The 26,420-nt window shown below is 42.7% G+C and carries 19 protein-coding genes; 10 read left to right on the top strand and 9 right to left on the bottom strand.

Annotated elements, in window-relative coordinates; genetic code table 11:
- Positions 1–95: 95 nt before the first annotated feature.
- Entirely contained in the window at positions 96–1,115 is a 1,020-nt protein-coding gene (gene fbp / locus ACFS6H_RS10420) for a class 1 fructose-bisphosphatase (protein ID WP_386098042.1), read from the bottom strand.
- A 165-nt stretch (positions 1,116–1,280) separates the two neighbouring features.
- On the opposite strand from fbp, the gene ACFS6H_RS10425 reads away from it, so the two are divergent.
- On the top strand, positions 1,281–2,549 hold the full coding sequence (locus ACFS6H_RS10425; RefSeq protein WP_386098044.1) for an aspartate kinase: 1,269 nt from the start codon (positions 1,281–1,283) through the stop codon (positions 2,547–2,549).
- An 84-nt stretch (positions 2,550–2,633) separates the two neighbouring features.
- Here the strand turns inward: ACFS6H_RS10425 and ACFS6H_RS10430 are convergent, their stop codons facing one another.
- Positions 2,634–3,146, bottom strand: a complete 513-nt coding sequence (locus ACFS6H_RS10430) for a lipocalin-like domain-containing protein (protein ID WP_386098046.1) — start codon at positions 3,144–3,146, stop codon at positions 2,634–2,636.
- 56 nt (positions 3,147–3,202) lie between these two features.
- Here ACFS6H_RS10430 and ACFS6H_RS10435 point away from each other — a divergent pair, with 56 nt between their 5' ends.
- Entirely contained in the window at positions 3,203–3,991 is a 789-nt protein-coding gene (locus tag ACFS6H_RS10435; RefSeq protein ID WP_386098048.1) for a M90 family metallopeptidase, read from the top strand.
- Positions 3,992–4,108: 117 nt separating this feature from the next.
- Here ACFS6H_RS10435 and ACFS6H_RS10440 read toward each other — a convergent pair whose 3' ends face one another.
- From ACFS6H_RS10440 to ACFS6H_RS10455, 4 genes are all read right to left on the bottom strand, one after another.
- A complete protein-coding gene (locus tag ACFS6H_RS10440; RefSeq protein ID WP_386098050.1) occupies positions 4,109–5,326 on the bottom strand; it encodes a L,D-transpeptidase family protein in 1,218 nt (405 codons plus the stop codon).
- 108 nt (positions 5,327–5,434) lie between these two features.
- Positions 5,435–6,568: a 4-hydroxyphenylpyruvate dioxygenase gene (gene hppD / locus ACFS6H_RS10445; RefSeq protein ID WP_386098052.1), complete on the bottom strand. Its 1,134-nt coding sequence runs from the start codon at positions 6,566–6,568 to the stop codon at positions 5,435–5,437.
- 485 nt (positions 6,569–7,053) lie between these two features.
- Complete coding sequence (locus tag ACFS6H_RS10450; protein WP_386098054.1) at positions 7,054–7,383, bottom strand: carboxypeptidase regulatory-like domain-containing protein; 330 nt, start codon at positions 7,381–7,383, stop codon at positions 7,054–7,056.
- Between the two features lie 254 nt (positions 7,384–7,637).
- Entirely contained in the window at positions 7,638–9,107 is a 1,470-nt protein-coding gene (locus ACFS6H_RS10455; RefSeq protein WP_386098056.1) for a glycine--tRNA ligase, read from the bottom strand.
- Positions 9,108–9,322: 215 nt separating this feature from the next.
- Between ACFS6H_RS10455 and ACFS6H_RS10460 the strand changes: the two genes are divergently transcribed.
- From ACFS6H_RS10460 to ACFS6H_RS10470, 3 genes are read left to right on the top strand one after another with little or no spacing between them, the layout of a single operon-like run.
- Complete coding sequence (locus ACFS6H_RS10460) at positions 9,323–12,121, top strand: carboxypeptidase-like regulatory domain-containing protein (RefSeq protein WP_386098058.1); 2,799 nt, start codon at positions 9,323–9,325, stop codon at positions 12,119–12,121.
- Positions 12,122–12,131: 10 nt separating this feature from the next.
- On the top strand, positions 12,132–13,325 hold the full coding sequence (locus tag ACFS6H_RS10465; RefSeq protein ID WP_386098060.1) for a DUF4876 domain-containing protein: 1,194 nt from the start codon (positions 12,132–12,134) through the stop codon (positions 13,323–13,325).
- A gap of 4 nt (positions 13,326–13,329) precedes the next feature.
- Positions 13,330–14,850, top strand: coding sequence for a DUF6850 family outer membrane beta-barrel protein (locus ACFS6H_RS10470; protein ID WP_386098062.1), 1,521 nt, complete (start codon positions 13,330–13,332; stop codon positions 14,848–14,850).
- Between the two features lie 33 nt (positions 14,851–14,883).
- Here ACFS6H_RS10470 and ACFS6H_RS10475 read toward each other — a convergent pair whose 3' ends face one another.
- From ACFS6H_RS10475 to ACFS6H_RS10485, 3 genes are all read right to left on the bottom strand, one after another.
- The gene (locus ACFS6H_RS10475; protein WP_386098064.1) at positions 14,884–15,339 is read right to left on the bottom strand and encodes a PepSY-like domain-containing protein; all 456 of its coding nucleotides are present in this window, start codon (positions 15,337–15,339) and stop codon (positions 14,884–14,886) included.
- A 2-nt stretch (positions 15,340–15,341) separates the two neighbouring features.
- Positions 15,342–16,319 carry a hypothetical protein gene (locus ACFS6H_RS10480; RefSeq protein ID WP_386098066.1) on the bottom strand — a complete coding sequence of 326 codons (978 nt, stop codon included), beginning with the start codon at positions 16,317–16,319 and terminating at the stop codon, positions 15,342–15,344.
- Positions 16,320–16,397: 78 nt separating this feature from the next.
- Positions 16,398–17,075 carry a helix-turn-helix domain-containing protein gene (locus ACFS6H_RS10485; protein WP_386098068.1) on the bottom strand — a complete coding sequence of 226 codons (678 nt, stop codon included), beginning with the start codon at positions 17,073–17,075 and terminating at the stop codon, positions 16,398–16,400.
- A gap of 288 nt (positions 17,076–17,363) precedes the next feature.
- Between ACFS6H_RS10485 and ACFS6H_RS10490 the strand changes: the two genes are divergently transcribed.
- From ACFS6H_RS10490 to ACFS6H_RS10510, 5 genes are all read left to right on the top strand, one after another.
- On the top strand, positions 17,364–17,756 hold the full coding sequence (locus ACFS6H_RS10490) for a YbjN domain-containing protein (protein ID WP_386098070.1): 393 nt from the start codon (positions 17,364–17,366) through the stop codon (positions 17,754–17,756).
- A gap of 4 nt (positions 17,757–17,760) precedes the next feature.
- A complete protein-coding gene (locus tag ACFS6H_RS10495) occupies positions 17,761–18,477 on the top strand; it encodes a PspA/IM30 family protein (RefSeq protein WP_386098072.1) in 717 nt (238 codons plus the stop codon).
- Positions 18,478–18,481: 4 nt separating this feature from the next.
- Positions 18,482–19,171, top strand: a complete 690-nt coding sequence (locus tag ACFS6H_RS10500; protein ID WP_386098074.1) for a hypothetical protein — start codon at positions 18,482–18,484, stop codon at positions 19,169–19,171.
- Positions 19,172–19,442: 271 nt separating this feature from the next.
- Positions 19,443–21,488 carry a flotillin family protein gene (locus tag ACFS6H_RS10505; RefSeq protein ID WP_386098076.1) on the top strand — a complete coding sequence of 682 codons (2,046 nt, stop codon included), beginning with the start codon at positions 19,443–19,445 and terminating at the stop codon, positions 21,486–21,488.
- 69 nt (positions 21,489–21,557) lie between these two features.
- Complete coding sequence (locus ACFS6H_RS10510) at positions 21,558–26,402, top strand: DNA repair ATPase (protein ID WP_386098078.1); 4,845 nt, start codon at positions 21,558–21,560, stop codon at positions 26,400–26,402.
- Positions 26,403–26,420 lie beyond the last annotated feature (18 nt).

Consider the following 26,420-nt stretch of genomic DNA (forward strand, 5'->3'; position numbering starts at 1 on the left):
AACGGAACGATGCAGTGTGCGACGCAACAGGTGCTGATAGTAGCAGTATAGCCGGCTACAGTATAAAAAAGTAACCGGCTATACTGGTAATATGTTTAGTTGCCGGGTGTTAAATAAGTATCCAGCTCGTCCATCATACCCTTGCTGCCAATGAACATGGGCGTACGCTGGTGCAGCTCGGTTGGTTTAATATCTAAAATACGTTCCTTTCCGTTGGTAGCACGTCCGCCGGCTACGGCCAGTATAAAGGCAAAGGGGTTACACTCGTACAAAAGGCGCAGCTTTCCCTTAGGTTTATCGGTGGTGCCGGGGTACATAAAAATGCCGCCCTTTAATAAATTACGGTGTACATCGGCAACCATGCTGCCAATATAACGCTGGGTATAAGGGCCGCCATTGGTCTTATTTTTTTTCTGGCAGGCGGTAATATATTCTTTTACGCCCTGGTCGTACTGGAAAAAGTTACCGTGGTTTACAGAGTAGATATTACCAAAATCAGGACACTGGATATTAGGATGGCTGAGGGTGAATTCGCCAATACCCTGGTCAAGCGTAAAACCATTTACACCACGGCGGGTAGCATACACCAGCATAGTGGATGAACCGTATACTACATAACCGGCGGCCACCTGCTGGGTACCTGCCTGTAAAAAATCTTCTTTAACAGCTTTGCTGCCCTGTGGTGATACGCGGCGGTATACACCAAAGATGGTACCGATGGAAATGTTCACATCAATATTACCGCTGCCATCCAGGGGGTCAAACAGGCAAACGTATTTGGAATTTTTATTCTCTGCATCGTCAAAGGATACAAAATCATCCAGCTCCTCGCTGGCAATACCGGCACAGCTGGTACCATGCTGTAATACCCCGGTAAACTGGTCATTGGCATAAATATCCAGTTTTTTTACATCCTCGCCCTGTACATTCACACTGCCCGCATCGCCCAGTATATCTACTAACCCTGCTTTATTTACTTCCACGTTTACCCGTTTGGCAGCCAGTCCTATATTACGTAAGAGCCCGCTGAGCTCGCCGGTGGCATTGGGAATATGTCGTAATTGTTGCAGGGTGAATTCATCTAATGTTAATACCTTTTTATTTACGGGCAGCATACACAGTTAGGTTTAAATTGTAAGTTATACTAACAAATGTAAGGGTAATTTGCTTTCATCTGTCCTTTACCTGCCTATTGGTGCTGAAAGATCAACCCTGTCATAACATTGTTGAGATGGTTGATAGTGCAGGGATAATTATCTTTGCCCGCAATAAAAGGTAATATGAAGGTTTTTAAATTTGGTGGGGCTTCCGTTAACAGTGTTGAGCGTATACAGGCCGTTGGCGATATTGTTGCAGATCATATGCAGCAACCCTTGTTAATCGTCATCTCGGCCATGGGTAAAACAACCAATGCGCTGGAGAAAGTGGTCGAGGCGTTTTATGCGGAAAATAAAGAAATGGCCTTACAACTGTTTGACCAGGTAAAACAACAGCATATTACCACGGCCAAGTATTTACTGACCACCGGTTACCTGGCCTGCGAAGCGCAACTGAAAGATTTTTTTACCGAAGTAGAATGGTTATTACACGATAAACCAGTTAGAGAGTACGACTATTATTACGACCAGGTGGTATGTGTGGGTGAGCTATTGTCCACGGCCATTGTAAGTCATTACCTGAACCAGCAGCATATTACCAATACCTGGCTGGATGTAAGGGATATTATCCGTACGGATGATAATTTCCGTGATGCTATTATTGACTGGGATTTTACAGCTAAGGCGGTAGCCCATATCAAAGAAGGGTTATTGAAGGATAACGGCATCGTATTAACCCAGGGTTTTATCGGGTGTACCGACGAAAACGAAAGTACTACCCTGGGCCGTGAGGGGAGTGATTACTCTGCGGCGGTATTTGCCAACCTGCTGGATGCCGAAAGCCAGACCATCTGGAAAGATGTGGAGAGTGTAATGAATGCCGATCCAAAAGTTTTTCCTGAAGCAAAGCCCCTGCATCATTTAAACTACCGCGAGGTAATTGAAATGGCTTTTTACGGTGCCCAGGTAATACACCCTAAAACCATCAAGCCCTTACAGAATAAAAGTATTCCCCTGCTGGTAAAATGTTTTTTAAATCCTGCTTTACCGGGTACGGTAATAGATGGTAACGGTGTAAAAGAGTTGCCGCCTATCGTGGTATTAAAAGAAAAGCAGGTGCTGCTGGAGCTCACGTCCAAAGATTTTTCCTTTGTAAGCGAACACCACAGTACCGAACTGTTTAAACTGTTTGAAAAATTTAAATTCAAACCCAATCTTACGCAGAATGCCGCTATCCAGCTGCATTGCGTGGTTGATGATCTTTCGGAAAAAATTGAAGCCCTGGCCCTGGAAGCCTCGTCCATTTTTGATGTAAGCATACGCAAGAATTTATCGCTCTTAACCATCAGGCATTATACCGGGGAGTATTACAATAAGATCACGGCCAACCGCACTATTCTGTTAAAACAACAAACGCCGGAGACTATACAGGTGCTGATGACGGAGGAGTAAACGAAGATTTACGATGTAAGAAGTAAGATTTAAGAAACTCCGTTCATTGGATCTGCATGAATATTAGCTAAACCGATGTGCCAATTATAATTTAGTATAAGTGGTAGTGGTGGTGGCTTTAATACCTGTAAAATCAGTTACATACCGTATTTTAAAAGTAGTGGCTGTTAACTCCAGTACATCTGCTTCTATGGTAATGCCATTGGTTGTAGACTTAAACTTTTTATCATTATCATAAAACTCCCATGTTCCGGTGCTGATAACCTGCGGGTCTGTGCTATTACATTTAGTGGGACCTTCATCACTAACTAAAGTGAAATCTGCTTTAAATGTGAATTGATTGTCTTTATTACAGGCCGGTAATATACTGAAGAGCTCCGATGTTTGCGTACCCAGGGGAGCAGGCCATTCAATAGTAGACACACTTGCGGTGGTAACCCAGGTGCCAACTAAACGACTTTTTGCAGTAGTGTTGCCGGGGTTCCCCGTTCCGGGATCCGGGTTTGTAGGAATCGGTGGTACATCATAAAAAATTTCTTTTTGACAGGAACCGAATAATAATGTAGCTGCAAGAGAAATAAGTAAAAATCTTCTCATCCGTTTGTTGGTTTAATTTATAGCAAATGTAACCTGAAAATCTTACTATTGCAGTAATGGATACAGTAAGTTTTGTCGTTTTTGTAATTGGCGTTGCCCTTCTATTTCTTCTTGTAAGATCAGTACGGAAAAAGAAAACACCGGCTGTAAAACAAACCCTGCCGGCTAACTACCCGGAGTTATTACAGGAGAATGTGCTGTTCTACCAGAAATTAAATAAGGAGCAGCAACAGGAGTTCAATGAACGGGTAGCGCATTTTGTGGAAGAGGTGCGTATCACTGGTGTTAAAACAACCGTTACCCCTTTGGATATGGTGCTGACCGCTGCCAGTGCAGTGATACCTACTTTTAATTTTACGCATTGGGAATACCCCAATCTCAACGAGGTATTAATTTATCCCGGCACTTTCAGCGAGGCTTATGAGCTGGATGGCAATAATAAGAACATATTGGGCATGGTGGGCAACGGGCCTATGCAGCATGTAATGATACTGTCGCAATCAGCCTTACGATTGGGGTTCAGTAATAAAACGGACAAGGAAAATACAGCTATTCATGAATTTGTACACCTGCTGGATAAGGCGGACGGTGCGGTTGATGGCGTGCCTGAAGCTTTATTGAAACATGCTTATGTACTACCCTGGATACACCTGGTGCATAAAAACATTGCAGCCATTGAAAAAGGAGATTCTGATATCAATGTTTACGGTGCCACCAACGAAGCCGAATTTTTAGCCGTAGTGGCCGAGTACTTTTTTGAGAGACCGGCACTGTTACAACAAAAACACCCGGAGTTATATGAAATGATGAACAGGATGTTCCGGGGTAAAAAAGTTAATGGTTGATAGTTAATGGTTCATAGTGTTATTTGTATCTTACCTGTATTCTCAATACTATTATCTATATACTAATATCTATATACTAACATCTATATACTAAATACTATCATCTGCATACTATCCTTACTCCGCCGAAATGGTCACCGTCTGTATCATCTTTTTCGCTACCGGTTTTTTATGGAGGATAGCGGGCTTCCAGGTCTCCATTTTTTCCATGCGGGTCAGTAATTCGTCAATCAGCTCTTCATCCTTAGTGCCTTTTAATACCTTAAAGTTTACAGGTACACCATCCGTATCTACCACAAACTCTACCTGGGCATACACTTTCTTTACGCCTTCCGGTAAAAACTCGGTCATTTCCTTACCCAGTTTATCCAGGTATTGCATAAACACGGTGCCGCCTCCGGGGTATTCAGGCCAGGTATGTACGGCATCGGCCAGTACACTGATATGGCGGGTGCGTAACTGGGCCCTGGGTTTCTTCACTTTTACCTTCTCTTCCTTTACCACTCTTTTTACGGGATCGTTAACACTGTACTCGCCTTTATCATTAATAAAAATAACCGGCAGTTTTTTATGCTTTTCAAAATAATTAAAGGCGTCTTCTAAATTCTCCGAAAAACGTTTCAGGGTATTATCGTCCTTGGTCAGGGTGTTGAGGTAGGTTACGCTTTTGGGTACATTAAAACGGATCGGGAAAATATGTACAGGAATATAATCCTGGCCCTGGTTTTTGGCATGTGCAGCTAAAATATATAACTCATCAATCTGGCTGTCCATAATGGGAATACAGCCTACGGTTACACAGCTGCCATGAATATAAATGGCGCTGCCCGGGCGTAATGAATCACTCAGTATCCGGTCCGATGCATTAGGGTAATTAATGCCTAAAGAAAGATAATACTCGCTGCGCGGGTTAAACTCGTTAATATAATAAAAGCCTTCCGGCACCTGGTAGTCGCCTTCCATACGTTTGGGGCCCATACTACCGGCTAAGGCACATACTTTATAGGTTTTAAACAGCTTAAAAGGTTCGTTCATCTCGTTCTTAACCCATACTTCCAGCTGGCTGTCATACTTAAAGGAGCGTATATACAGGTATTTGGCAGGCCATTCCAGTTTTTTGGCCGCAAATTGTTTCTGCAGGGTGTCTTCTTTACGCTTGAACGATTCGTCGGGGCGGGGAAAAGTCCGCTGGAAGTCGATGAATGTTTTGGGGCTGCTATTACTGCTTACACTGGCAGGGCCGGAATTACGGCGGCCATTATTACCATTTTGAGCAACTATAACCTGGGAGCCGATAATAGATAAAAATAATACTGCAAGAAGGCCTTTAATCATAACTGTAACGCTTACTTAAAACAAAACGAAATAGCAACCATTTTATTCTGTGCTATTTCGTTTTGGTATGTAAAAATACCCCTAATTTATGATATCATCAACAAAGGCCTACAAATTACCCCTGGCTTCCTGTTCCCGCTCAATGGCTTCAAAAAGGGCTTTAAAATTGCCTTTACCAAAACTTTTGGCCCCTTTACGCTGTATGATCTCGAAAAACAGGGTGGGACGGTCCTCAACCGGTTTGCTGAACAATTGCAGCAGGTAGCCTTCATTATCCCGGTCTACCAATATTCCCAACTCTTTCAAAGGCTCAATATCTTCGTCAATAGCGCCTACACGGTCTATCAGGTCATCGTAATAGGTAGTGGGTACTTTTAAAAACTCCACACCGCGGCTCATCAGGTCTTTTACGGTGGTTACAATATCATTGGTGGCCAAAGCTACGTGCTGTACACCTTCGCCCTGGTAAAACTCCAGGTACTCCTCCACCTGCGATTTTTTCTTGCCTTCTGCCGGCTCATTGATGGGGAACTTAACAAAACCATTGCCACTGCTCATTACTTTACTCATCAGGGCCGAGTACTCGGTGGAAATATCTTCATCATCAAAAGATAAAATATTCTTAAAGCCCATTACGTCTTCATAAAACTTTACCCAGGGGTTCATGCCGTTCCAGTCTACATTGCCTACGCAATGGTCAACATACAACAGGCCTGTATCGGTGGGTTGAAAATACGGGTTGCTCCAGGCACGGTAACCGGGCATAAAAGCACCGGTATAATTTTTTCTTTCAATAAACAAATGCACGGTGTCACCATAAGTGTGTATGCCACTCATTACCACTTCACCAAAATCGTCTTTCATCGTCACCGGCTCCATATAACTGGTAGCGCCGCGGCTGGTGGTTTCCTGCCAGGCACTGGTAGCATCCTGTACACGTAAGGAAAGGGCTTTTACACCGTCGCCATGTTTATAAATATGATCGGCCATCTCATTATCCGGGCGCAGGGGAGTGGTTAAAACAAAAGTCAGTTTATGCTGGCGAACCACGTAGCTGGCCCTGTCCTTCATACCGGTTTCGGGGCCGGCATAGGCAATGGCCTGGAAACCAAAGGCACTCATGTAATAATGAGCAGCCTGCTTGGCATTACCTACATAAAACTCAACATAATCGGTGCCTTCCAGCGGCAAAAAATCGGTGGTGTTGTTAACGGCATTGGCTGCCTGTACAGTTGTAGACATACAAATAAATTTTATAGTAAACAGTGTTAATGTAAAATGCGGAAAACTCTCTGTAAGAGGAATGATAGTAAGCTAAGTGACAAGACTTTATGAACCCATAGCAAGGGTCTCCATCAGCAGGTTAAAGTTGCCCCTGATGTCAGTGAACGGTTTATGTGGATAATCCGGTAACATGAATAACAAAGATATATTTTTTTATTATAATAGGGCAAGGCGTATTAACGGGGGCTCCCGGCAGGGTTAACTCCGGTCAGCAGCAGTCCCGGCTTTTCGCTGCAAGTCCGGCACAACCCGCCCGCCGGCCCTCACCGGGCTTTTCGCTGCAATCCGGCAGCCCTTCAGGCATCGAGTCAATCACCGGGTTGTTAAACACCCTGCAAAATAGCGGTATACTGATAACCGGTCATCTCCCGGGGTATAAAAAATGAAAGCCCCGATAAAGATCGGGGCTCGTATGAATTCAAACCGTCCAAGTGAGAATATCTTTATTGCTGTAAAATAATTTCGCCAACATCCACTGGTTTATCGGCTACTTCCAAATTATTAACAGACACATCTTTGTAAGGATCTTTTGCGTCAACAATTAACGTGTAAGTACCGGCTTTAACATCTACCGAAAACTTACCCTGCGTTAATGTGCCTTTTGTGGTATCACCACCGCTTTTAATAGCCCATACTGCCTCTGCTCCATCTGCCGGGCTTATGCTGCCGGTAATAGCACCCTGTAAAATAACACTGTCATCCGTTTTTGTAAAGGCAAATAACACTGCTACAATGGCTAGTATAAAGCCTACACTTAGTAATTTCTTTTTCATAACTTCTGTTTTAAAAAATTAAACAATTTATTTCCCTTCACAAACAGAAGTGGCTTGCTGTTTTTCGTTGAATATATTTTCAACTACTGTGCCAAAAGGGTATTACTGTGGAAAACTCTACCAGTTTTACCGGTTAGTGGTAGTAGTTTCAAAAACAATGTTTTAACATCGGTTTTTTCTGCAGCGAAAAAATACGAAGTACAAAAAAAGAGGTCATTACGACCTCTTTATAGTATATAAAATATCAGCAGTTCTTACCTGGTGGCATCCAGTACCAGTTGTTTGATCACCTCAATAGAAACCCTCTCCTGCTCCATGCTATCACGGTGACGGATGGTAACGGTGTTGTCTTCCTTGGTCTGATGGTCAACAGTTATACAGAAGGGCGTGCCTACTGCGTCCATACGGCGGTAACGTTTACCGATAGCATCTTTTTCCTCGTAAAAACACTTGAATTCCTGTTTGCAGTCTTGCATAATCTTTTTTGCAATCTCAGGTAATCCATCCTTTTTAACTAAAGGGAAAATGGCTAATTTAATAGGAGCCAATTTAGCAGGAAGTTTTAGTACCACCCGGCTATCGGGTTTTTCAGGTGTACTAAGGTCTTCATCTGTATAAGCAGCGCTGATTACTGATAAAAACATCCTGTCCAGACCTATTGAGGTTTCAATTACATAAGGAACATAATTGCCATAGGGTTTACCTGTTTCCGGGTCAACATCATTATCGAAATATTGTAATTTCTTTTTACTGTATTTTTCGTGTTGGGTCAGGTCATAATTGGTTCTTGAGTGTATGCCCTCCAGCTCTTTAAAACCTATAGGGAAATTATACTCAATATCACAGGCAGCGTCAGCATAGAATGCCAGTTTAACGTGATCATGAAAACGGTATTCTTCAGAGGGGTTTCCAAGACTTAAATGCCATTTAAGGCGTTCATTTTTCCAATACTCATACCATTCCTGTTGCGTGCCAGGGCGAATAAAGAACTGCATCTCCATCTGCTCAAACTCCCGCATACGGAATACAAACTGGCGGGCTACGATCTCGTTACGGAAAGCCTTACCGATCTGGGCAATACCAAAAGGTATTTTCATACGGCCGGTCTTCTGTACATTTAAAAAGTTAACAAAAATACCCTGGGCAGTTTCGGGGCGGAGGTAAACCTTATTATCCTCATCATCCGCCGATACAGTGCTGCCAAACTCTGTAGAGAACATCAGGTTAAACTGGCGTATATCTGTCCAGTTTGCAGTACCGCTAACCGCACATTTTATTTTATTATCCTCAATCAGTTTTTTTAAACCTGCCAGATCGCCTGCGGCGTCCATCTTCTCCATATCGCTGATTAGCGCAGCAGCTTCATCTTCTTTACCTGCTGATTTTAATTCTTCCGCAAAAGCTTCAATCAAATGATCAACCCGGTAGCGTTTTTTACTGTCTTTATTATCAATCATCGGGTCATTAAAACCGTCAACGTGCCCGGATGCCTTCCAGGTGGTAGGGTGCATAAAAATAGCCGCGTCAATACCTACTATATTGTCGTGCAACTGGGTCATACTTTTCCACCAGTAATCCTTGATATTCTTTTTTAACTCACTGCCCATCTGGCCGTAATCGTATACAGCCTGTAAACCGTCATAAATCTCGCTGCTGGGGAAAATAAAGCCATATTCCTTACAGTGCGATATAATCGCCTGGAATTTGTTCGTATCGTTTGCCATAAGGCTGCAAAAGTACAGCAAAAGGGAATAAACTGAACAGGAAGCTTTTATGAGGCTTTACAAGGTAAAAAACGATAATATTTTGCTTTAGGGCCTGATATTGACCAGTTTGCATTGTCATCGTTAAGTCATAAAACCGTTTCCCCTGAAGTTTTTCCTGATTTCATAAACAATAGGGACTCTGTGCCTTACACCTTTGCAAAAATTTTAAGGCGTTGCGGCGTTTGTATATATCAGGGTTAGGCTTTTTACTGCTTTTTATTGTTGCGGGCAACGTACATGCCCAGTCAAAATACACGCTTACCGGTGCTGTTACCGATAAGGCGAATGATTCACTGCTGTCCGGCATTACCGTCGCAATAACCAAGGACACAACTACCCGCTACACGCAGACCGACAAAAACGGCAATTTTTCCTTTATTGCATTGGGGGCAGGCCATTATATCATCAATATCTCTTCTATCCATTACCAGGAACAAACGGTCCGGGTTTTACTGGATAAAGACAAAAATATCAGGTTCAGGCTGGAGTCGCAATTCAAATTACTGAATGATGTATATGTAACGGCCCGTGAGTCAAAATCCATGACCAGTGCTTCGGTGATCGACCGGGCAGCCATGCAGCTATTACAGCCCTCCAGTTTTACCGACCTGCTGGAGCTGCTTCCGGGAGGCCGTTCCCGTGACCCTAACCTGACCGCTATGAACAAAATGAGTTTAAGGGAAACCGGCAGTGCCAACGACCAGCGTAATACCAGTGCGCTCGGCACCGGCTTTTATGTAGATGGGGCGCCTATTATTACCAATGCCAATATTCAAACCACGGCCGGATTTACCGTTTCTGATCCTAATGCAAGCCGTAACAGTGTAAACAAGGGGGTGGATATGCGTTCTATCTCTACCGACCAGATCGAAAAGGTGGAAATAATAAGAGGTATACCATCTGTAGAGTACGGCGATATTACCAGCGGGGCGGTGATGATCACCCGTAAAAAAGGTAAAATGCCCTACAGTGCCAGGATCAAGGCCGATGGCTTTAGTAAATTATACTCCATTGGTAAGGGCTTTGCCAATAAACGCAATGACTTTTTTACCAATATTGATATCGACTATCTCGATGCAAAGGCCAACCCAACCAATAGCTATTCCAATTACAAGCGTATCACTACTTCTTTAAGAACCGAAAAGATCTGGAGAAAGGCTTTTGGTAACATAGAATGGATGAATAGTATTGATTATGGTAGAAATATCGATAATGAACGTACTGACCCCGATAATTCCTTTGCGCTGACGGATAAATATGTTTCTTACTTTAATAGTTATGATTACGCAACACGATTAAAACTGCAGTTACCCAAAAACTCCTTTTTCAAAACAGTTGAGTTAAGCGGCAAGGTCAATTACCAGCAGGATAAGATCGATATAAAAAAATGGATGCAGCCCAGTACGGCAACTGTACTGATCAACACCACAGAACCGGGCATACATGATGTTGGTTTCCTGATAGCCGGATATACTGGCCATATGATCGTTGATGGCAAACCCCTGAATGTATTTGTAAAAGCCAATTCGGTAGCCGGTTATTTTCTGGGGGCTGTAAAAAATAATCTTAAAATAGGCACCGATTTCAGTTACAGTAAAAATCTTGGTAAGGGCCAGGTGTATGATCTTAACTTTCCCATGGGCGTAGCGGCAGGCTCAAAAGTGAGCGCCTCCACCCGTCCGAGGGCCTTCGATACTATTCCGGCCATGCAGCAACTGGCTGCTTATATTGAAAATACGGCTACATGGCGTACAGGTGATCATGTGCTGAGCCTGGAAACAGGATTAAGGGCTTTTACCCTGTTAAACTTAAGTAACCGGTTTAAGCTGGCCAATAAAGTATTATTCAACCCCAGGGTAAATGCCCGGTGGCAACTCCCGGCCCTGCAGTTAAATAAAAAGCCGCTTTTAATAACCATTGGCGGAGGTTATGGCGTATTGAGTAAAACACCTACGCTGGACATGTTATATCCTCCACTGGACTATACCGATATTATACAGCTGAACTACTATCATAATAATCCGGCTTTCAGAACGGCGAATGTAATAACCTATATAGTTGACAAAACGAATTATGCTATAGGAATAGCAAAAAACATAAAGCAGGAGTTAAGTGCTGACTTTAGTTATGGGGGTAACAGGTTAACGATTACTTACTTTAATGAAGTCCTGAATTCAGGTTTCAGAACCTCCAGCCGGTATATTGCATTGGATTATAAAAGGTATAATAATACTTCTATTAATGCCGATACGCTCACACAAAAACCCGCTGTGGATGCCTTTACCTATACGCCGGCCCGGGAATATTTTGCGTACGGTACACCGTCAAATGGCAGTAAGCAGGTTAAACGTGGTTTTGAATACCAGTTCACTTCCAGGCGTATTACAGGTATAAATACCCGGTTTACTTTAAACGGTGCGTGGTTTAAAACCCGTCATGCGGACAGTCAGAAATCCTATAGTGTTATCAGTTCAAACGTAGTAACCGATGGTAAAATACGACAGTACCTGGGCATATACGAGGATAATGTCGGTACTTATTATGAACAGTTGAACACTAACCTTACCGTGGACAGTTACCTGCCGTCTTTAGGAATAAATATAGCGGCCAGTTTTCAAAACCTGTGGTATACGGCCAATCAAAGCCTTTATAAATCAGGCACACCCTTGCAATACGTGGATATAGATGGTAATGTACATGAATATACAGAGGCTGATAAAACCCACCCGCATTTACAGGCACTGAATATCATTTACAACAATACGGCCTTTAAAAAATACAAGGTACCTGTGGATCTGAATATCAACCTGAAGGTGTCCAAAAGTTTCAGTAAAAACAGGTTTGTGGTATCCATGTTCGCTAACCGCATAGCAACTTATAAACCTAATTATACAAACGAAAATGGAGCATATATAATCAGGTCCGGGTTGAGTACGCCCTATTTTGGAATGGAAATGAATATAAATTTTTAAATAAATAAACATGAACACAATGAAAAAAACGCTGGTATTTCTTACTTTGTTTACAGCCTTTTTATATACAGGTTGTAAAAAAGATAAGGATGTAGCGCCTACCCAGGCTACTATTACTTTATTAAATCCGGATAATTTAACCGGGGTTACTATTGTTAATGCCACCATTACTGCAAAAGAAACAAATACAGCAACAGTTACCACCATTCAAAATGTAAAGTCTAATACGGTGCCGTTATCTCTGGTAGCGGGTTCTTATGATATTTCTGTGGAAGGAGAGATAAACTATACTTTAGACGGCACTACAAAAACTATTAAAGTAAAAGGTTTAAAACAGTCACAGGTAGTGGTAGGGGCAACCGCGGGTGTAGATGTACAGCTGTATATCTATAACGATGCCGCCAACTTTGTGATCAAGGAAATTTTTTACACGGGTACTGTTACGCCGGAAGGTAAAACCTATAACGGTGATAAATATGTGATCATTCATAACAATTCCGATAAGGTTTTATATGCTGATGGTCTGGCTTTTGCAGAATCTGATTTTCTTACAACAACCAAACGGGCTTATACGCCGGACGTAATGGCTGATGCCTTTACTACTAAAACAATTATCATTGTGCCTGGTAATGGAACCGATTATCCCATTCAGCCGGGCGAATCATTTACTATTGCCAATAATGCTATCAATCACCTGGAAGGTAATGCGAACTCCCTGGATCTGCGTAGCGCTAAATTTGAAGTAGAGTTGTTACCAAGTATTAATGTAGATAATCCCCAGGTTCCTAACACCATCAATGTGTCGGCCTTTTTAACCATGCATAACCGCGGCTTTAAAAGCTATGTTTTGGCCAGGTTGAATAAAACACCCGACCAGTTTAAAGCCGAACAGGCATATAGCTACGACTATACCAATTCGGCCGGTAATATTACTACCACCAACTCTTTTAAAATTAAAAATTCGGATGTCCTGGACGCTGTTAATTTAAGCGTACAGTCAATGTTTGAGTGGATTGTTACTTCTCCTGCATTGGATATGGGCTGGACTTATTGTGGTAAAGTAGATAGCGATGCTACCCGTTTTGGTAAATCAGTGATCCGTAAAGTGTTATCAACTACGCCTGATGGTCGTGTTATTTACAAAGACACTAATAATTCAACAGTGGACTTTAACCCTGAATCTGTACCGTCTTTAAAAAAATAGGTTCATGCGGAAATTACTGACAGGTATATTATTTTTTAGTTTGAGTGTGACCAACGGTCACACTCAAACTATTGATACCGTTAATGCTGCTTTGCAGGAGCAATTTTCTCCTGCTGCCAGGTTCAGGGATGTTTTTTTTGATATCCCTGCATTGAAAAGCTTTCAGCGGAACTTTGATTATGCCCGTGTCAGTACCGCTTACTTTAATAAACAGGATGATATTTTTATACCTCAAAAAGGGAAGGGGCGTAAAGGGTTTTATGTCGACGCCTCTTCTTATTATAAAAACAAGAACAGGTTAACCCTATGGGGTAATGCTAACTATAGTAACCAGACTGCCATCAAAGTTAAATACAACGAATCCCTCGATTACGATTTGATCTATCCTTATGTAATGGCCGACTCGGTTGGCGGTGATATTAAAATGGAGTCTTATGCCATTTCCGGGGGGCTGGTCAAAAAGATAGGTAAGGTATACTATGGTTTAACAACCGGTTATGTTGGTGTGCAAAATTACCGGGACAGGGATCCCAGGCCCAATAATATCTCGTCTGATATTAATGCCGCTTTATCGGCTGCTATATCAATAAACACACAGTATAAACTTGCATTCAATATACAGGGTAATAAATATAACCAGCGAAACAGGTTAAGTTTTGAAAACGAACTGGGTTATCCGCTTGTTTATCACGATGCAGGTTTGGGCGCTTATAATACAATGCTGGCCGGGAACAGGGTAGTTGCCTATGTGAATGCTACAGCATGGTCTCCGGTCATTCACCTGGTTACTACTAAAGAAAAAGGGTTTTTATTCAAAACAGGCTATCGTCAGCTGGCCTTACAAAAGCGGTTAGATGATATAAACGAAAATATTGCCACCGCCTCAGAGGACCGTTTTTTTATAGATTTGGGGTATGTAAAAAATGCTGAACATACTACATGGTTACTACAAATGAATGCCGGGGTTAAAAATCGTAAAGGAACAGAAGCGGTTTTTAATAATACCGGCGGGGTATACGGATACCAGAAAATTGCGGAACGTCAAAGTTTCAGTGATGATATAAAAGAGATCGGACTAAAAGGCGTTTATGAAAAACGGTATACTGCTTATGCATGGTCCGCGGGTGCTACCGGTTTATTTACACAACAGGAAACGAGGTATGCAAGTCCCTTACGTACTTTATCCTATACTGGTTTTGTCGTATCCGGCTTTATCAATGGTACCGTAAACCAAAAAAAGAGTACGCTGCGGGGACGGTTTGATATAGTGAAACGTTTTGTAAATGATGTTGCATACAGTTGGCCCGATGTACAGCCTGCTGCAGGCATAGCTGATATGCTTAACAAAACCCACCGGTTTTATGCATCGTCCTTCTATAGTCTTAATCCTTCGCTTAATTTTAGCAGGCCTGTTAGTACAACACTTGTATTGTATTGTGATATAAGTGGCCGTTTTAACAGGTACGATGTACCACAAAATAATACCGGTAAGGAATTTATTGTGGCTATAGGATTGAGTTTTTAAACCCGGCTATGATAACATATTGTATTAATGAAACTACTTCTGCACCGTCTTTTCTATCTTTCCTTCGGCAGTAATATATAAATACAACTCCTGTTTTCCCTGCTCTACTTCTACTTTATATACCAGCCCGGAAGGTGTTTGCTGCTCTTCCGCATCATCAATTTCCCAGTGGCTGTATTGGCTGCCGGCAATAGCCTGCAGGATCTTTGCGGGAAGGTCTTTCCTTTTAATATCCCTTTTAGTCAGCAGCCATTTACCATCAGGCGTAAAATGAGCTTCGTGTTTTGCTCCTTTATGTAAAAACTCAGCTTCGTACAATTGTTTTTTCTTTTTAAACTCCCATTCGTATACATACATGTCGGGATGTTGTTTTTTAAAACTTTCTTTTACCGCTGCGGGTACTTTGCTTTCCTTTACCGTTTGGGCTGTAACAGTAAAATGTACACCCGCCAGGAAGATGCTTAGCAATAAAGTGAATAATTTTTTCATGATCAACGTATATTTTCTACTTCTAATGACAGCGCCATTATATCCTGTTTAATTAATTTAACGTATGATTCCAGCTGGTCGTACATATTGGCCCGGTTATACAGCTGGTCGGTACTGTACTTACCACCGTCACCAAAATACATATCCAACAGTTTCTTCTTGTTTTTGGTCGATGCCACATCAATTTGTTTAAAGCTCATCCAGCGCTGTAATAGCTGGTAACGCAGGGATGGCTGATCGGGATGTGCCGGGTCATAATAATTAATATAATACCAGATCGATGCCGGGAATATGTCCGATGTGTCCTTACCCTCCCATACATCCTTTAAGGCATTCCGGGGATGTTCTATTGTAAGCGTCCGGTTATTGGTCAGCATCAGTATACCCAGCACCGCTTCGGTAATACCACTGGCAATGGCCACATAATTACCGGCCTTATCGGTACGTTCGCCCAACGCCAGGGCGCTGGAGCCAATGCCCCCTGTAGCACCTACCACAATGGCAGCCACAGTAAGTTTGCTCTCCCGTTCCCGCTCTTTCCCTTTCAGGTAATCGGCTATCTGTGTTAAACGTTCTTCCTCGCAATCCAGTTCCGATGCAAAGGATGATATCTCCAGGGAGGCCTGGTTAATACGGTTATGTATCTGCTGCGACAATTCCAGTAAACTGATACGCTCCTCCAGGGTAGGACTGGCTGTATATTGCCTGTGCTCATGCACATACCTGCCTAAAATATCCAGCAGGCCAAATGCATGCGCTACCTGTAAACTGGCCGGGGTAAAATGACGGGTTAAAATAGTGTCCAGGCTAAGCTGGTAAAGCGGCTGTGGTACTGCCTGTATATTATACCGCACTTCATTTTGCTGGTGACAGCTTACTTTGTTAATATACTGCTGTAACTGCAGATTATGGGTACTGCTGCAGGATGCCAGCACAAAAGCAAAGAGGATATAAACAAAACAAGGTAAACGCATCTTCATACAACAGGACAATAGTGAACAAATGAAGACGCAAAAATAAGCAGAATGCTTGGGAAGGAGGTTAAGGGCATGCTAAAATCAGCCCTTGTGTTCGTACACGGCAAACAGCTTCCAGAAATGCCTTGGCTTTTTAAAATCGAAATGATGTTTCTTAAAACTATTCAATATCAGGTCTACTTTATCACCGGTGATATCGTAGCGGCCGATGGTGAGTTCAGCAGCACTGCTGTACAACCCGATTTTATGATGCGTGAGATGGATATTATGATCGGTCACTTCTTCAAAAACCAGTACATCATGTTGTTTATATTCGGGTAAGGTTTCGTGGTGGGGGATATTATTATTAAACGTAAGGGCCAGCAGGTTATTATTGGCCGTTTCGGGCAATACCAGTTGCGGAAAAGCGGCCCAATCATTAAAAGCCATTTCATGATGACAGCACTTCATGTATATATTATCATTGATAAAAGGAACAGCCCTTAATTGTAAATTAATGATATGATTCTCCGTATCGATCAGCTTGTCGCCGTTATATTTTAATATCTCGTTGACTGTCAGGCTCTGTGTGATAAAATTTTCAACAGGTATGCTAAAATAATTTGCAATTTTTATAACCGTCTCGATCCTGGGCTCGGCCCGGCTTTCCTCGTAGGAGGAAATATTTCCCCGGCTGATCTCAAACAGATCGGCGAAAGCCTGCTGGCTAAGGCCTTTTGCGGTCCTTATCTTTTTTATATTGCTTCCAATTTTTGTCATACCGGTTTTATTAGGATGTAAAAAATTTTATCTTAATTGCAAATATTTTTTGCAAATATAAACTTTTTCTGCTAAATTTGTTAAACAATGTTTGATTAAAGAGGTTCAATGGTTCAAATGTTCGAGAAGTTCAAGGGGGTTAGGAGGGTAATTGACAATGGAAAAATGACAATTGACAATGGATGACAAGAAGAAGGATCGGAGTTTTGCTGAATTCATAATTTATAATTCATCATTCAATAATTCATAACTCCAGCCTCCTGTAAAAACTGCTAAATTAAACTGCCAATGGATTATATACACACGATAGAAAAATTTGTTGCTGCCGCCGGATGCACCATTGTTTATAAAAACGAACAGGAAGGGATCTTAAAGATCGATAACCAGCCGGACGGCATCCATCACCTGATCATTGGTATAGCACCGCCTATCCTGATCATGGAACAGTTCCTGTTCTCCTTCCGGTCCGACAGTGCGGATATGTTCAAACAACTGTTACAAAAGAACAGGGACATGATCCACGGTGCATTTGTCATCAATGAAGAAGGGAATAAGGTTTTATTCCGTTATACCATGCAACTGGAAAATATTAACCTCAATGAATTTGAAGGCGCCTTGAATTCATTGGGTTTGTTACTGAGCGAATACTATCAACAAATTATTGACTTTTCAAAAAAATAATAGTATGAATATCTTCAAAAGAATTTTCAGGATAGGCCAGGCAGAGATACATGCCGCCGTAGAAAAGATGGAAGATCCCATTAAAATGACCGAACAGGGCCTGCGCGAATTGCGTGATGACCTGGCGGAAGCTACCGAGGCATATGCCAAAGTAAAAGCACTGGCCATCCGTACCGAAAATGAACAGGAGGCCTGCCAGAAAGAATCGGCGGCTTATGCAGAAAAAGCCGTGCTCATTATGCAAAAAGCACAGAATGGTGATATAAGCCTGGAAAAAGGTGAGCAACTGGCAAGAGAAGCTTTATCTTTAAGACGTAAGTATGCAGCCGATGCCGAAGACCTGGGCAGGCAGGCTGCTACCCACCAGCAATCGGGAAAAGAGATGTTGAAAAACATCGAGATACTGAAAGAGAACCTGGTGAAATGGGAGAAGGAATTAAAAACCTTACGTGCCCGTGTTAAAGTAAGCAAAGCTACCCAGCAGGTGAACAAACAACTGGCGCAGCTGGATAATAACGGCACTATTGCCATGCTGGAGCGTATGAAGGAAAAAGTGGAGGACCAGGAAGCGCTGGCAAAAGCTTATGGCGAAATAGCACAGGAAAAAAATGACCTGAAGGAAGAACTGGATAACCTGCTGAAAGATGACAGCCTGTCGATAGAAAAAGACCTGGATGCCATTAAAGAAAAGCTGGGTATAGTTACCAAAACTGACGAATAACAATATGGCCGATTTTGTAAATTTTTTATTTCATCCGCTGTCTAATGCGATCATGACCATTCTTACAGGCATTACTGCCCTGTACTGGATATTCACTTTTATTGCAGGTGATTTTTTCGGGGATGTGGACGTAGATGTAGATGTGGATGTTGATGCGGACGGCGGTGCCGATTATGATACCGATACGGAAGCCGATATCAAAGGGGAGGGGGCAGAGAAATCGTTCTTTGCCAAAGCAATGGAATACATCAATGTAGGCAAAGTGCCCTTCATGGTAGTATACAGCACGTTTAAATTCATTGCCTGGATCCTGACACTGGTTTCATCACTGGTATTAGGTGCGGCAAGCTGGGGCTGGCGATCAGCGCTTTTACTCATCCCGGTATTCATCATTACATTTTTCATTACCCGGTTCGCCACCAGGCCACTGGTAAAACTATACAAGATCATGGGGTATAACGGTGAAGATAAACACGATCTGCTGGGACGTGTTGCCCGGATGCGATCGACCATTAACGGCGATAAAATTGGTGCGGCCGAGCTGGTGATCAACCGCGATGTGATACGCATTCATGTAAAAAGCAAAACAGGCGAAAGTATCCAGTATAACGCAGAAGTAATGATAGCGGCAGAGTCGGCAGATAAGCGGTATTACTATGTTGTGCCGGAAATAACGGTTAATAATATCGTATAGGCCAGATTTAATAAATAGTTAATCATTAAAACATACAAGTGAACAGATCTTTAACTATCATACCAAATAAAATTATTGTGTCGGCTGCATTACTACTATCGGCTGCGGTTGTGTCACTCACTGCATCGTTCAGTAATGCTATCAGGCACTTTGCAAAAACCATCAGGTATATCCTGAAAGTTTAACAGCACAAAGGTTTTAAGCACATTAACCATTAACAACTTATTTTAAGTACAATCAAATTTTTAAAAACAAACAACCTTAAACACTTATGGGCTCATTTTTCGATGCATTAGGAGGTATCACCTTATTAATTATTGGTGGCGTTATTTTCTTCATTGTTATTTTTCTTTTTGCCTTAGCCACTTTTTACAAAAAAATACCACAGGGTAAAGCCATTGTCCGTACCGGTGTTGGCGGCGGTAAAGTGGCCTTCAATAAAGGTATGTACGTCATCCCCATTCTACATAAAATGGAGATCATGGATATATCGGTAAAAAAATTACAGATAGACCGGATGGAGAACGATGGCCTGATCTGTAAGGATAATATCCGGGCCGATATTAAAGTGGCCTTCTTTGTACGCGTTAATAAAAGTATTGATGATGTATTGAACGTTGCCCAGATCATCGGCTGCGAGCGTGCCAGCGATGTGGAGACCCTGCGCAACCTGTTTGAAGCCAAATTCTCCGAGGCCTTAAAAACCGTGGGTAAAAAATTCGACTTTATTGAACTCTATGAAGCCCGCCGCGAATTCAGGACCGAGATCCTGGATATTATCGGTACCGACCTGAACGGTTATATCCTGGACGACTGTGCGATTGACTATTTAGAACAAACTGAAATACGATTCTTAAGTGCACAGAATATCCTGGACTCACAGGGTATTAAAAAGATCACGGAATTAACTGCAGAGCAAAACATTAAAGCTAACCTCATCAAAAGGGAAGAGGAAAAAACGATCAAAAAACAAAATGTGGAAGCCCGCGAAGCCATCCTGGAATTAGACAGGCAGATGGCGGAGAAGGAAGAGAAGCAAAAAAGAGAGATCGATAATATCAAAGCCCGTGAAGAGGCCGAGATCGTGAAAGTAAGGGAGGAGGAAAGGTTGAAAGCGCAGACGGTGAAAATACAAACCGATGAATCCCTGGCCGTACAGGAGGAGAACAAACTGCGCCAGATCATTATTGCAGAAAAAAACAAACTGCGTACCGATGCGGTAGAAACTGAGCGTGTGGAAAAAGACCGTGAATTGGAAAGAACAGAAAGAGAAAAGATCGTAACCCTGGCCCAGATTGAGAAAGAAAAAAATATTGAGGTAGAAAAGAAAAATATCCAAGATGTTATCCGCGAAAGAGTGAAACTGGAAAAAGGCGTGGTGGAAGAAAAACAAGGTGTAATGGATTTAGAAGCCTTCCGTGGTGTAGAGCGTGAAAAAACAGTAGGTATTACCGAAGCAAGCAGGCAGGCCGAAGAGAAATTGATCTATACCGTGAAAGCGGCCGAAGCCGAGAAAAAAGCGGCGGAAGAAAAAGCAAAACAACTCATCATTGATGCCGATGCTAAAAAAGAAGCAGCTGTGAAACAGGCGGAAGCACGTAAAATTTTAGCCGAAGCCCAGGCCCGTGAGGAAGCGACCCTTGGTCTGTCAGAAGCGGAAGTAATGATCGCTAAAGCTGAAGCTACAGAAAGACAAGGTGTGATCGATGCCAGCGTAATTGAAAAATTAGCAGAGGCCAAACGTAAGGAAGGACTGGCGCAGGCTGAGGTAACCAAAGAAAAAGCCCTGGCTGAAGCTGCCGGTATTGAAGAAAAAGCGGAAGCCATGAAAAAACTGGATGCTGTTGGTAAGGATCACGAAGAGTTTAAACTCTTACTGCAGAAAGAAAAAGATATTGCCCTGGCGCAGATCAATATCCAGAAAGATATTGCCGATGCACAGGCAGATGTATTGGGCAGCGCCCTGAAATCGGCCAATATCGATATCGTAGGTGGTGAAACCATGTTCTTCCAGAATATTGTGAACCAGATATCCAATGCCAAAGGCTTTGACCGTTTGATCAATGAAAGTGAGAATGCCACACAAATTAAAACGGCTTTACTGGGTGATGGCAGTACCAGCGGTGACCTGATGGAGCGTATCAAAAACTTCGCAGAAAAATATAACGTTTCTACCAACGACTTAAAAAACCTGACCATCTCCAGCATTTTATTAAAAATGCAGCAGAATAGTTCCGATACCGACAGGCCCACTTTGTTAAACCTGGCAAATCTGGCAAGCAGTTTGGGACTATCCAATAAAAAACTGAACGGTTAATACCACCGGGTACAATTTTTTAATAGCTAACAAGCCTGTTGTCTCCGGGCAACAGGCCCTACTATCAACATGGCAGAAACAGGACAGCAAATAACAACGGCATTAGATTCGGGTACTTACGAAATAATCAGGAGCAGGTTAAACGAGCAGCGTGTGGAGCTGGTGCAGCGTTTATCCAAACTGAATACAGCCAGGAAAGAGATCTTCAACTCAACCGGCTTTGAACTCATTGCCAATCAGCGTATCACTACGGAGAATAACGGGGTGGCAAGAGGTATTATGGCTTTTGGTGAGCTGTGCATATTCGGCTATAATGTACACTTTGGTTTGCGTGAATCTATCCGCTTAAGCGATGTGTTCAATATATACCGGTTTACCGATAATCATTTTGAACCGCAGCCGCTTACCCTGATAGAAGATGAGGGTTTTATTACGGACTTTACCAACCTGTACAAATATTACCGCGACTCCATCTTTGCCAAGTTCACCAAAACGGAGAACTACCTGTACATGATCTTCCAGACCAGCAAAAACCCGGATGACCGGAAAGCTTTTAAATGGCTGATCAAAAACAACAAACTGCATTATGTTGACGACAGGAGCATACATGAAGTAAAGAAAACGGCCCAGCACGATTTTGACTGGATCAAAACCGGCCTGGAAAACAGGAAACTGGGCAGGTATCCGCATATCTCCATTTTAGACAAGGTGTTTATTGAGACCATTGGCGGTGATATTACTTTTAAAATAGAGGACAATACCGATACCGGTAAAGGTATTTATGCCGAGCCGGTAAACAGCAAGGATCAGCAACTGGATGATGCGGAGTATAACTACGCCGACCTGGGTAACCTGATAGCCTTAAAAATAAAGCCCTACCAGGAGGATTACCGTACCTACATATTCAATGTGCGTACCAAAGAAGTGGTGCCTATTAAAATGTTACTGGATGCAGGCATTCTGTTACCCGATAACCAGGGTATTATTTTCCCTAACGGTTATTATTTACAAAACGGTATCAGTAAAATATTTGAATCCAATCTTACTGATCTTGATTTTATCCGCAGCATAGCTTCTCCCAATGGCGAGGATTTTCTGTACATATTTTACCAGCGGCATAGTAATACCTATGTATTGATGTCGTATAACGTGATCATGCAACAGGTGGAAACACCCATTGTATGTAATGGCTTTACTGTTTTTGATGACGGGAAGCTGATCTACTTCCGTACGGAGAACGAAGCCATACGTCACCACCAGGTGCAGATATGGCAAACACCATATACCGCGGTGCTGGTGGAGAACAAGGCCATGGCCGAAAATGTATTGTACAAGATCGGCAATAAGGATATTGTGAGTGCTATGTCCGAAAGCCAGGAAGTGATACAGCTCTTGAATAAGGAAGATTCCTATGAAGGGCTGTACGAGGATATTGTAAAAAAAACAGGAGATATCATTGACTCTTATTTCTGGATCAGGGATGCGGAAACATTTGATTTATCGGCGCCGCTTAACCAGATAAAAGATATCGCCAATACGGCTATTGATGAATTTGCCAAAGTACAAACCCAGCGCCAGCATGCGCGGGATGTATTGGCAGGCATGCAACAGCGGGTAGACAACCTGGTGATCGATATTAAAAATGCGGTCATTACGGCGCTCGATCAATTAGTACAGTTACTGGCAACCACCCGGCAAACGCAGGGAGCGGTGATCGACCTGCTGAATGTTAAATATATTGATACCGGTGCGGTGGATGCTTTACAGGAAGTATTACAGCAATACAACCTGCAGTTGTCACAGGATACCATCAATTACCTGTTAAGAGACGAAGCGCTGCAACCCTATGAAGAGAAAGTAGCGGTGCAGAAGGCAGAAGTAAAAAAGGTAACCAAGGTAATTGATGCACAGGTAATAGAAACGGCGGTAAAAGATATTGCTTCAGAACTGGAAGTGCTGATAGATATCCTTAACAGCCTGAAGATCGAGGATACCACCCAGACCACCCGTATCATTGAAAAGATATCGGTGATATTTGCTTCCTTAAATGAAGTAAAAGCCGACCTGGCCCGTACTATTACTGCATTACGCAGCAGTGAGGCAACCGGTGAGTTTCATGCGCAGCTTACCTTATTGGAACAGAGTATTGTTAACTTCCTGGACCTGTCCACCAGCCCGGAGAAATGCGAGGATTATCTTACCAAGATCAGTGTGCAGATTGAAGAGCTCGAAAGCCGGTTTGCCGACTTTGATGAGTTCGTTTTAAAGATCGCGGATAAAAGAGATGAAGTGATCAAGGCGTTTTCCGGTAAAAAGGAAATGCTGACCGCGCAAATAAATAAACGTACCACTTCGCTGGAGCAGATTGGCCTGCGTATTTTAAAAAATATTGAGAACAAGGCCCAGACCTTTCATTCCAAGGAAAATATTTACGCTTTCTTTTCTACCGACCTGATGATAGATAAGATCCGTAACCTGGTCAGTGATCTGAAAGCATTGGGTGATGTTGGTAAGGCGGAGAATTTAGAAAATCTGGTAAGGGTAGCGCAGGAAGATGCGCTGAGAGCATTAAAAGATAAAACAGATCTTTTTGTTGACGGGCAGAATATTATTGCGCTGGGTAATTATAAATTCACGGTCAATAAACAGGTGCTCAACCTGACCATTGTTCGCAAAAACGAAGGCCTGTACTATCACCTGATCGGCACCGGCTTTTACAAAAAAGTGGAAGCCGAAGAAATATACCGTTACCAGCATGTATGGGAACAGGAATTGGTGTCTGAGAACCAGGAAGTGTACCGCGCCGAATACCTGGCCTACCAGGCTTTACTGGAGAGTGTACAGCATGACAGCCGCTGGGATGCAGCACCTTTTATTACGGAAAAAACTGAACGTGATTATGCAGCCGGTTACTTAAAAGGCGTGCATAATACCGATGCATTACTGATATATACACAGTTGCAGAGCCTGCGTACAGAACTGGGGGCTTTACAATATGCTCCTGCAGTAAGGGTTGCCGGGCAGTTGTTCTGGTTCACCTTATCCGATACAGCCAAGCAAAAACTGCAGCATGTTATTCGCGCGGCACAAGCCATCGGGGCCAGTTTTCCCGGTAGTAATCGCCTCGGTATTGTGGAAAAAGAAGTGGCAGCCTTGGCGGCAGGCCATGCTTTCCTGCACCCTGCTTTTGAGGTATCGCTTGTTAGCCGCTACCTGTACGAAGAGTTCGGTATAAATAAACAGTTCAGTAACAGCCAGCAGGCCGGGCTGATTAAAAAAGACTTCCTGGCTTTCCTGCAAAAAAATAAAAGGACCGAAGCCTTTCAGCAGGATGTTCACCAGGACTTGTTTTCACTGGAAGAAAAATTTTATATCACCCAAAACTGGGTAAGCGCTTTTGTACAACAGGATATCCAAAAATATAATAGCCTTTACACAGATGAAGCGGTTTGCCTGTTACTGTTTAAAGAATATCCTTATAAAGAAAAAACAGCGGCCGATACGGTACATGTTACAGGTTTAAAAGGCGTATTTAAAACCATTGTTAACCAGGAAACGGTTATACAGTACCACGCCTTTATTGAAAAATTACAGCAGTTTGTAACGGTTACGGTGCCTGCTTTCCAGGCTTTTAATACCTTAAAGGAAAACCTGGTGAACGATTACAGGCAAAGCCTGAAAATAAACGAGTTTGAGCCCAAGGTATTAAGCTCTTTTGTACGGAACAAACTGATCAACGAAGTATACTTTCCCCTGATCGGTGCCAACCTGGCCAAACAGATAGGTACGGCAGGTGATGATAAACGTACGGCCCGTATGGGATTGTTATTGCTGGTGTCACCTCCGGGTTATGGTAAAACCACCCTGATGGAATACCTGGCTAAAACAATGGGTTTACATTTTGTAAAAATAAACGGACCAACTATCGGTCACCAGATCACGTCTATCGATCCTTCGGAAGCTAAAACGTCCGGGGCCAGGGAGGAGTTGAAAAAGATAAACCTCTCCTTTGAAATGGCCGATAATGTGATGTTATACGTGGACGATATACAGCACTGTAACGCAGAGTTTTTACAGAAATTTATTTCCCTGGCCGATGGTCAACGTAAGATGGACGGCATTTTTGAAGGCGAAAGTAAAACCTATGATCTGCGGGGTAAAAGGTTTTGCCTGGTAATGGCCGGCAACCCTTATACCGAAAGTGGCGAAAAGTTTAAAATACCCGACATGCTGGCCAACCGTGCCGATGTATATAACCTGGGCGATGTGATCGGTAATACCGAAGACCTGTTTAAACTAAGCCTGATTGAAAATGCGGTGGCGGAAAATAAATACCTGTTGCAGATCACCAATAAAAGCTTTGATGATATTTATAAACTGGTGAATTATGTAGAGACCAACAGCGATATTTTACCGGACCTGGAAGGTAATCATCCTTCACAGGTAATAGATGAAGCGATAGCGGTATTGAAAAATTTATTACGCATCAGGTATATAGTTATTAAAGTAAATGCACAGTACATAGCCAGTGCGGCCATGAAAGATGCTTACCGTACCGAGCCGGCATTTAAAATGCAGGGGTCATACCGTAACATGAATAAAATGGCAGCCAGGGTAGTACCGCTAATGAATACAGGTGAAGTGCAAACACTATTGTTATCCCACTATGAGGGTGAGTCGCAGACACTGACCGCTGATGCGGAAGCCAACCTCTTAAAACTGAAAGAGCTTGCCGGGGTTATTACAGCAGCAGAGCTGGAAAGATGGGAGCAGATCAAACAGATATTCAGGCAGAATAATAAATTCGGTGGCCTGGAGCAAGGAGATGCTACCGGCAAAATGTTAGTGCAGTTAAACGACTTTAACGGGCACCTGCAGGCAATAGCCAATGCTATTAAAAAGGCATCAGAATAATTTTATTGTATAATACAG

The organism is Terrimonas rubra (assembly GCF_042686025.1).
GTDB classification, from domain to species: Bacteria; Bacteroidota; Bacteroidia; order Chitinophagales; family Chitinophagaceae; genus Terrimonas; species Terrimonas rubra.

Bases quoted from the DNA above. Each gene is read 5' to 3' on its own strand.
- fbp (WP_386098042.1), bottom strand. From the start codon at position 1,115: ATGCTGCCCGTAAATAAAAAGGTATTAACATTAGATGAATTCACCCTG.
- ACFS6H_RS10425 (WP_386098044.1), top strand. From the start codon at position 1,281: ATGAAGGTTTTTAAATTTGGTGGGGCTTCCGTTAACAGTGTTGAGCGT.
- ACFS6H_RS10430 (WP_386098046.1), bottom strand. From the start codon at position 3,146: ATGAGAAGATTTTTACTTATTTCTCTTGCAGCTACATTATTATTCGGT.
- ACFS6H_RS10435 (WP_386098048.1), top strand. From the start codon at position 3,203: ATGGATACAGTAAGTTTTGTCGTTTTTGTAATTGGCGTTGCCCTTCTA.
- ACFS6H_RS10440 (WP_386098050.1), bottom strand. From the start codon at position 5,326: ATGATTAAAGGCCTTCTTGCAGTATTATTTTTATCTATTATCGGCTCC.
- hppD (WP_386098052.1), bottom strand. From the start codon at position 6,568: ATGTCTACAACTGTACAGGCAGCCAATGCCGTTAACAACACCACCGAT.
- ACFS6H_RS10450 (WP_386098054.1), bottom strand. From the start codon at position 7,383: ATGAAAAAGAAATTACTAAGTGTAGGCTTTATACTAGCCATTGTAGCA.
- ACFS6H_RS10455 (WP_386098056.1), bottom strand. From the start codon at position 9,107: ATGGCAAACGATACGAACAAATTCCAGGCGATTATATCGCACTGTAAG.
- ACFS6H_RS10465 (WP_386098060.1), top strand. From the start codon at position 12,132: ATGAACACAATGAAAAAAACGCTGGTATTTCTTACTTTGTTTACAGCC.
- ACFS6H_RS10470 (WP_386098062.1), top strand. From the start codon at position 13,330: ATGCGGAAATTACTGACAGGTATATTATTTTTTAGTTTGAGTGTGACC.
- ACFS6H_RS10475 (WP_386098064.1), bottom strand. From the start codon at position 15,339: ATGAAAAAATTATTCACTTTATTGCTAAGCATCTTCCTGGCGGGTGTA.
- ACFS6H_RS10480 (WP_386098066.1), bottom strand. From the start codon at position 16,319: ATGAAGATGCGTTTACCTTGTTTTGTTTATATCCTCTTTGCTTTTGTG.
- ACFS6H_RS10485 (WP_386098068.1), bottom strand. From the start codon at position 17,075: ATGACAAAAATTGGAAGCAATATAAAAAAGATAAGGACCGCAAAAGGC.
- ACFS6H_RS10490 (WP_386098070.1), top strand. From the start codon at position 17,364: ATGGATTATATACACACGATAGAAAAATTTGTTGCTGCCGCCGGATGC.
- ACFS6H_RS10495 (WP_386098072.1), top strand. From the start codon at position 17,761: ATGAATATCTTCAAAAGAATTTTCAGGATAGGCCAGGCAGAGATACAT.
- ACFS6H_RS10500 (WP_386098074.1), top strand. From the start codon at position 18,482: ATGGCCGATTTTGTAAATTTTTTATTTCATCCGCTGTCTAATGCGATC.
- ACFS6H_RS10505 (WP_386098076.1), top strand. From the start codon at position 19,443: ATGGGCTCATTTTTCGATGCATTAGGAGGTATCACCTTATTAATTATT.
- ACFS6H_RS10510 (WP_386098078.1), top strand. From the start codon at position 21,558: ATGGCAGAAACAGGACAGCAAATAACAACGGCATTAGATTCGGGTACT.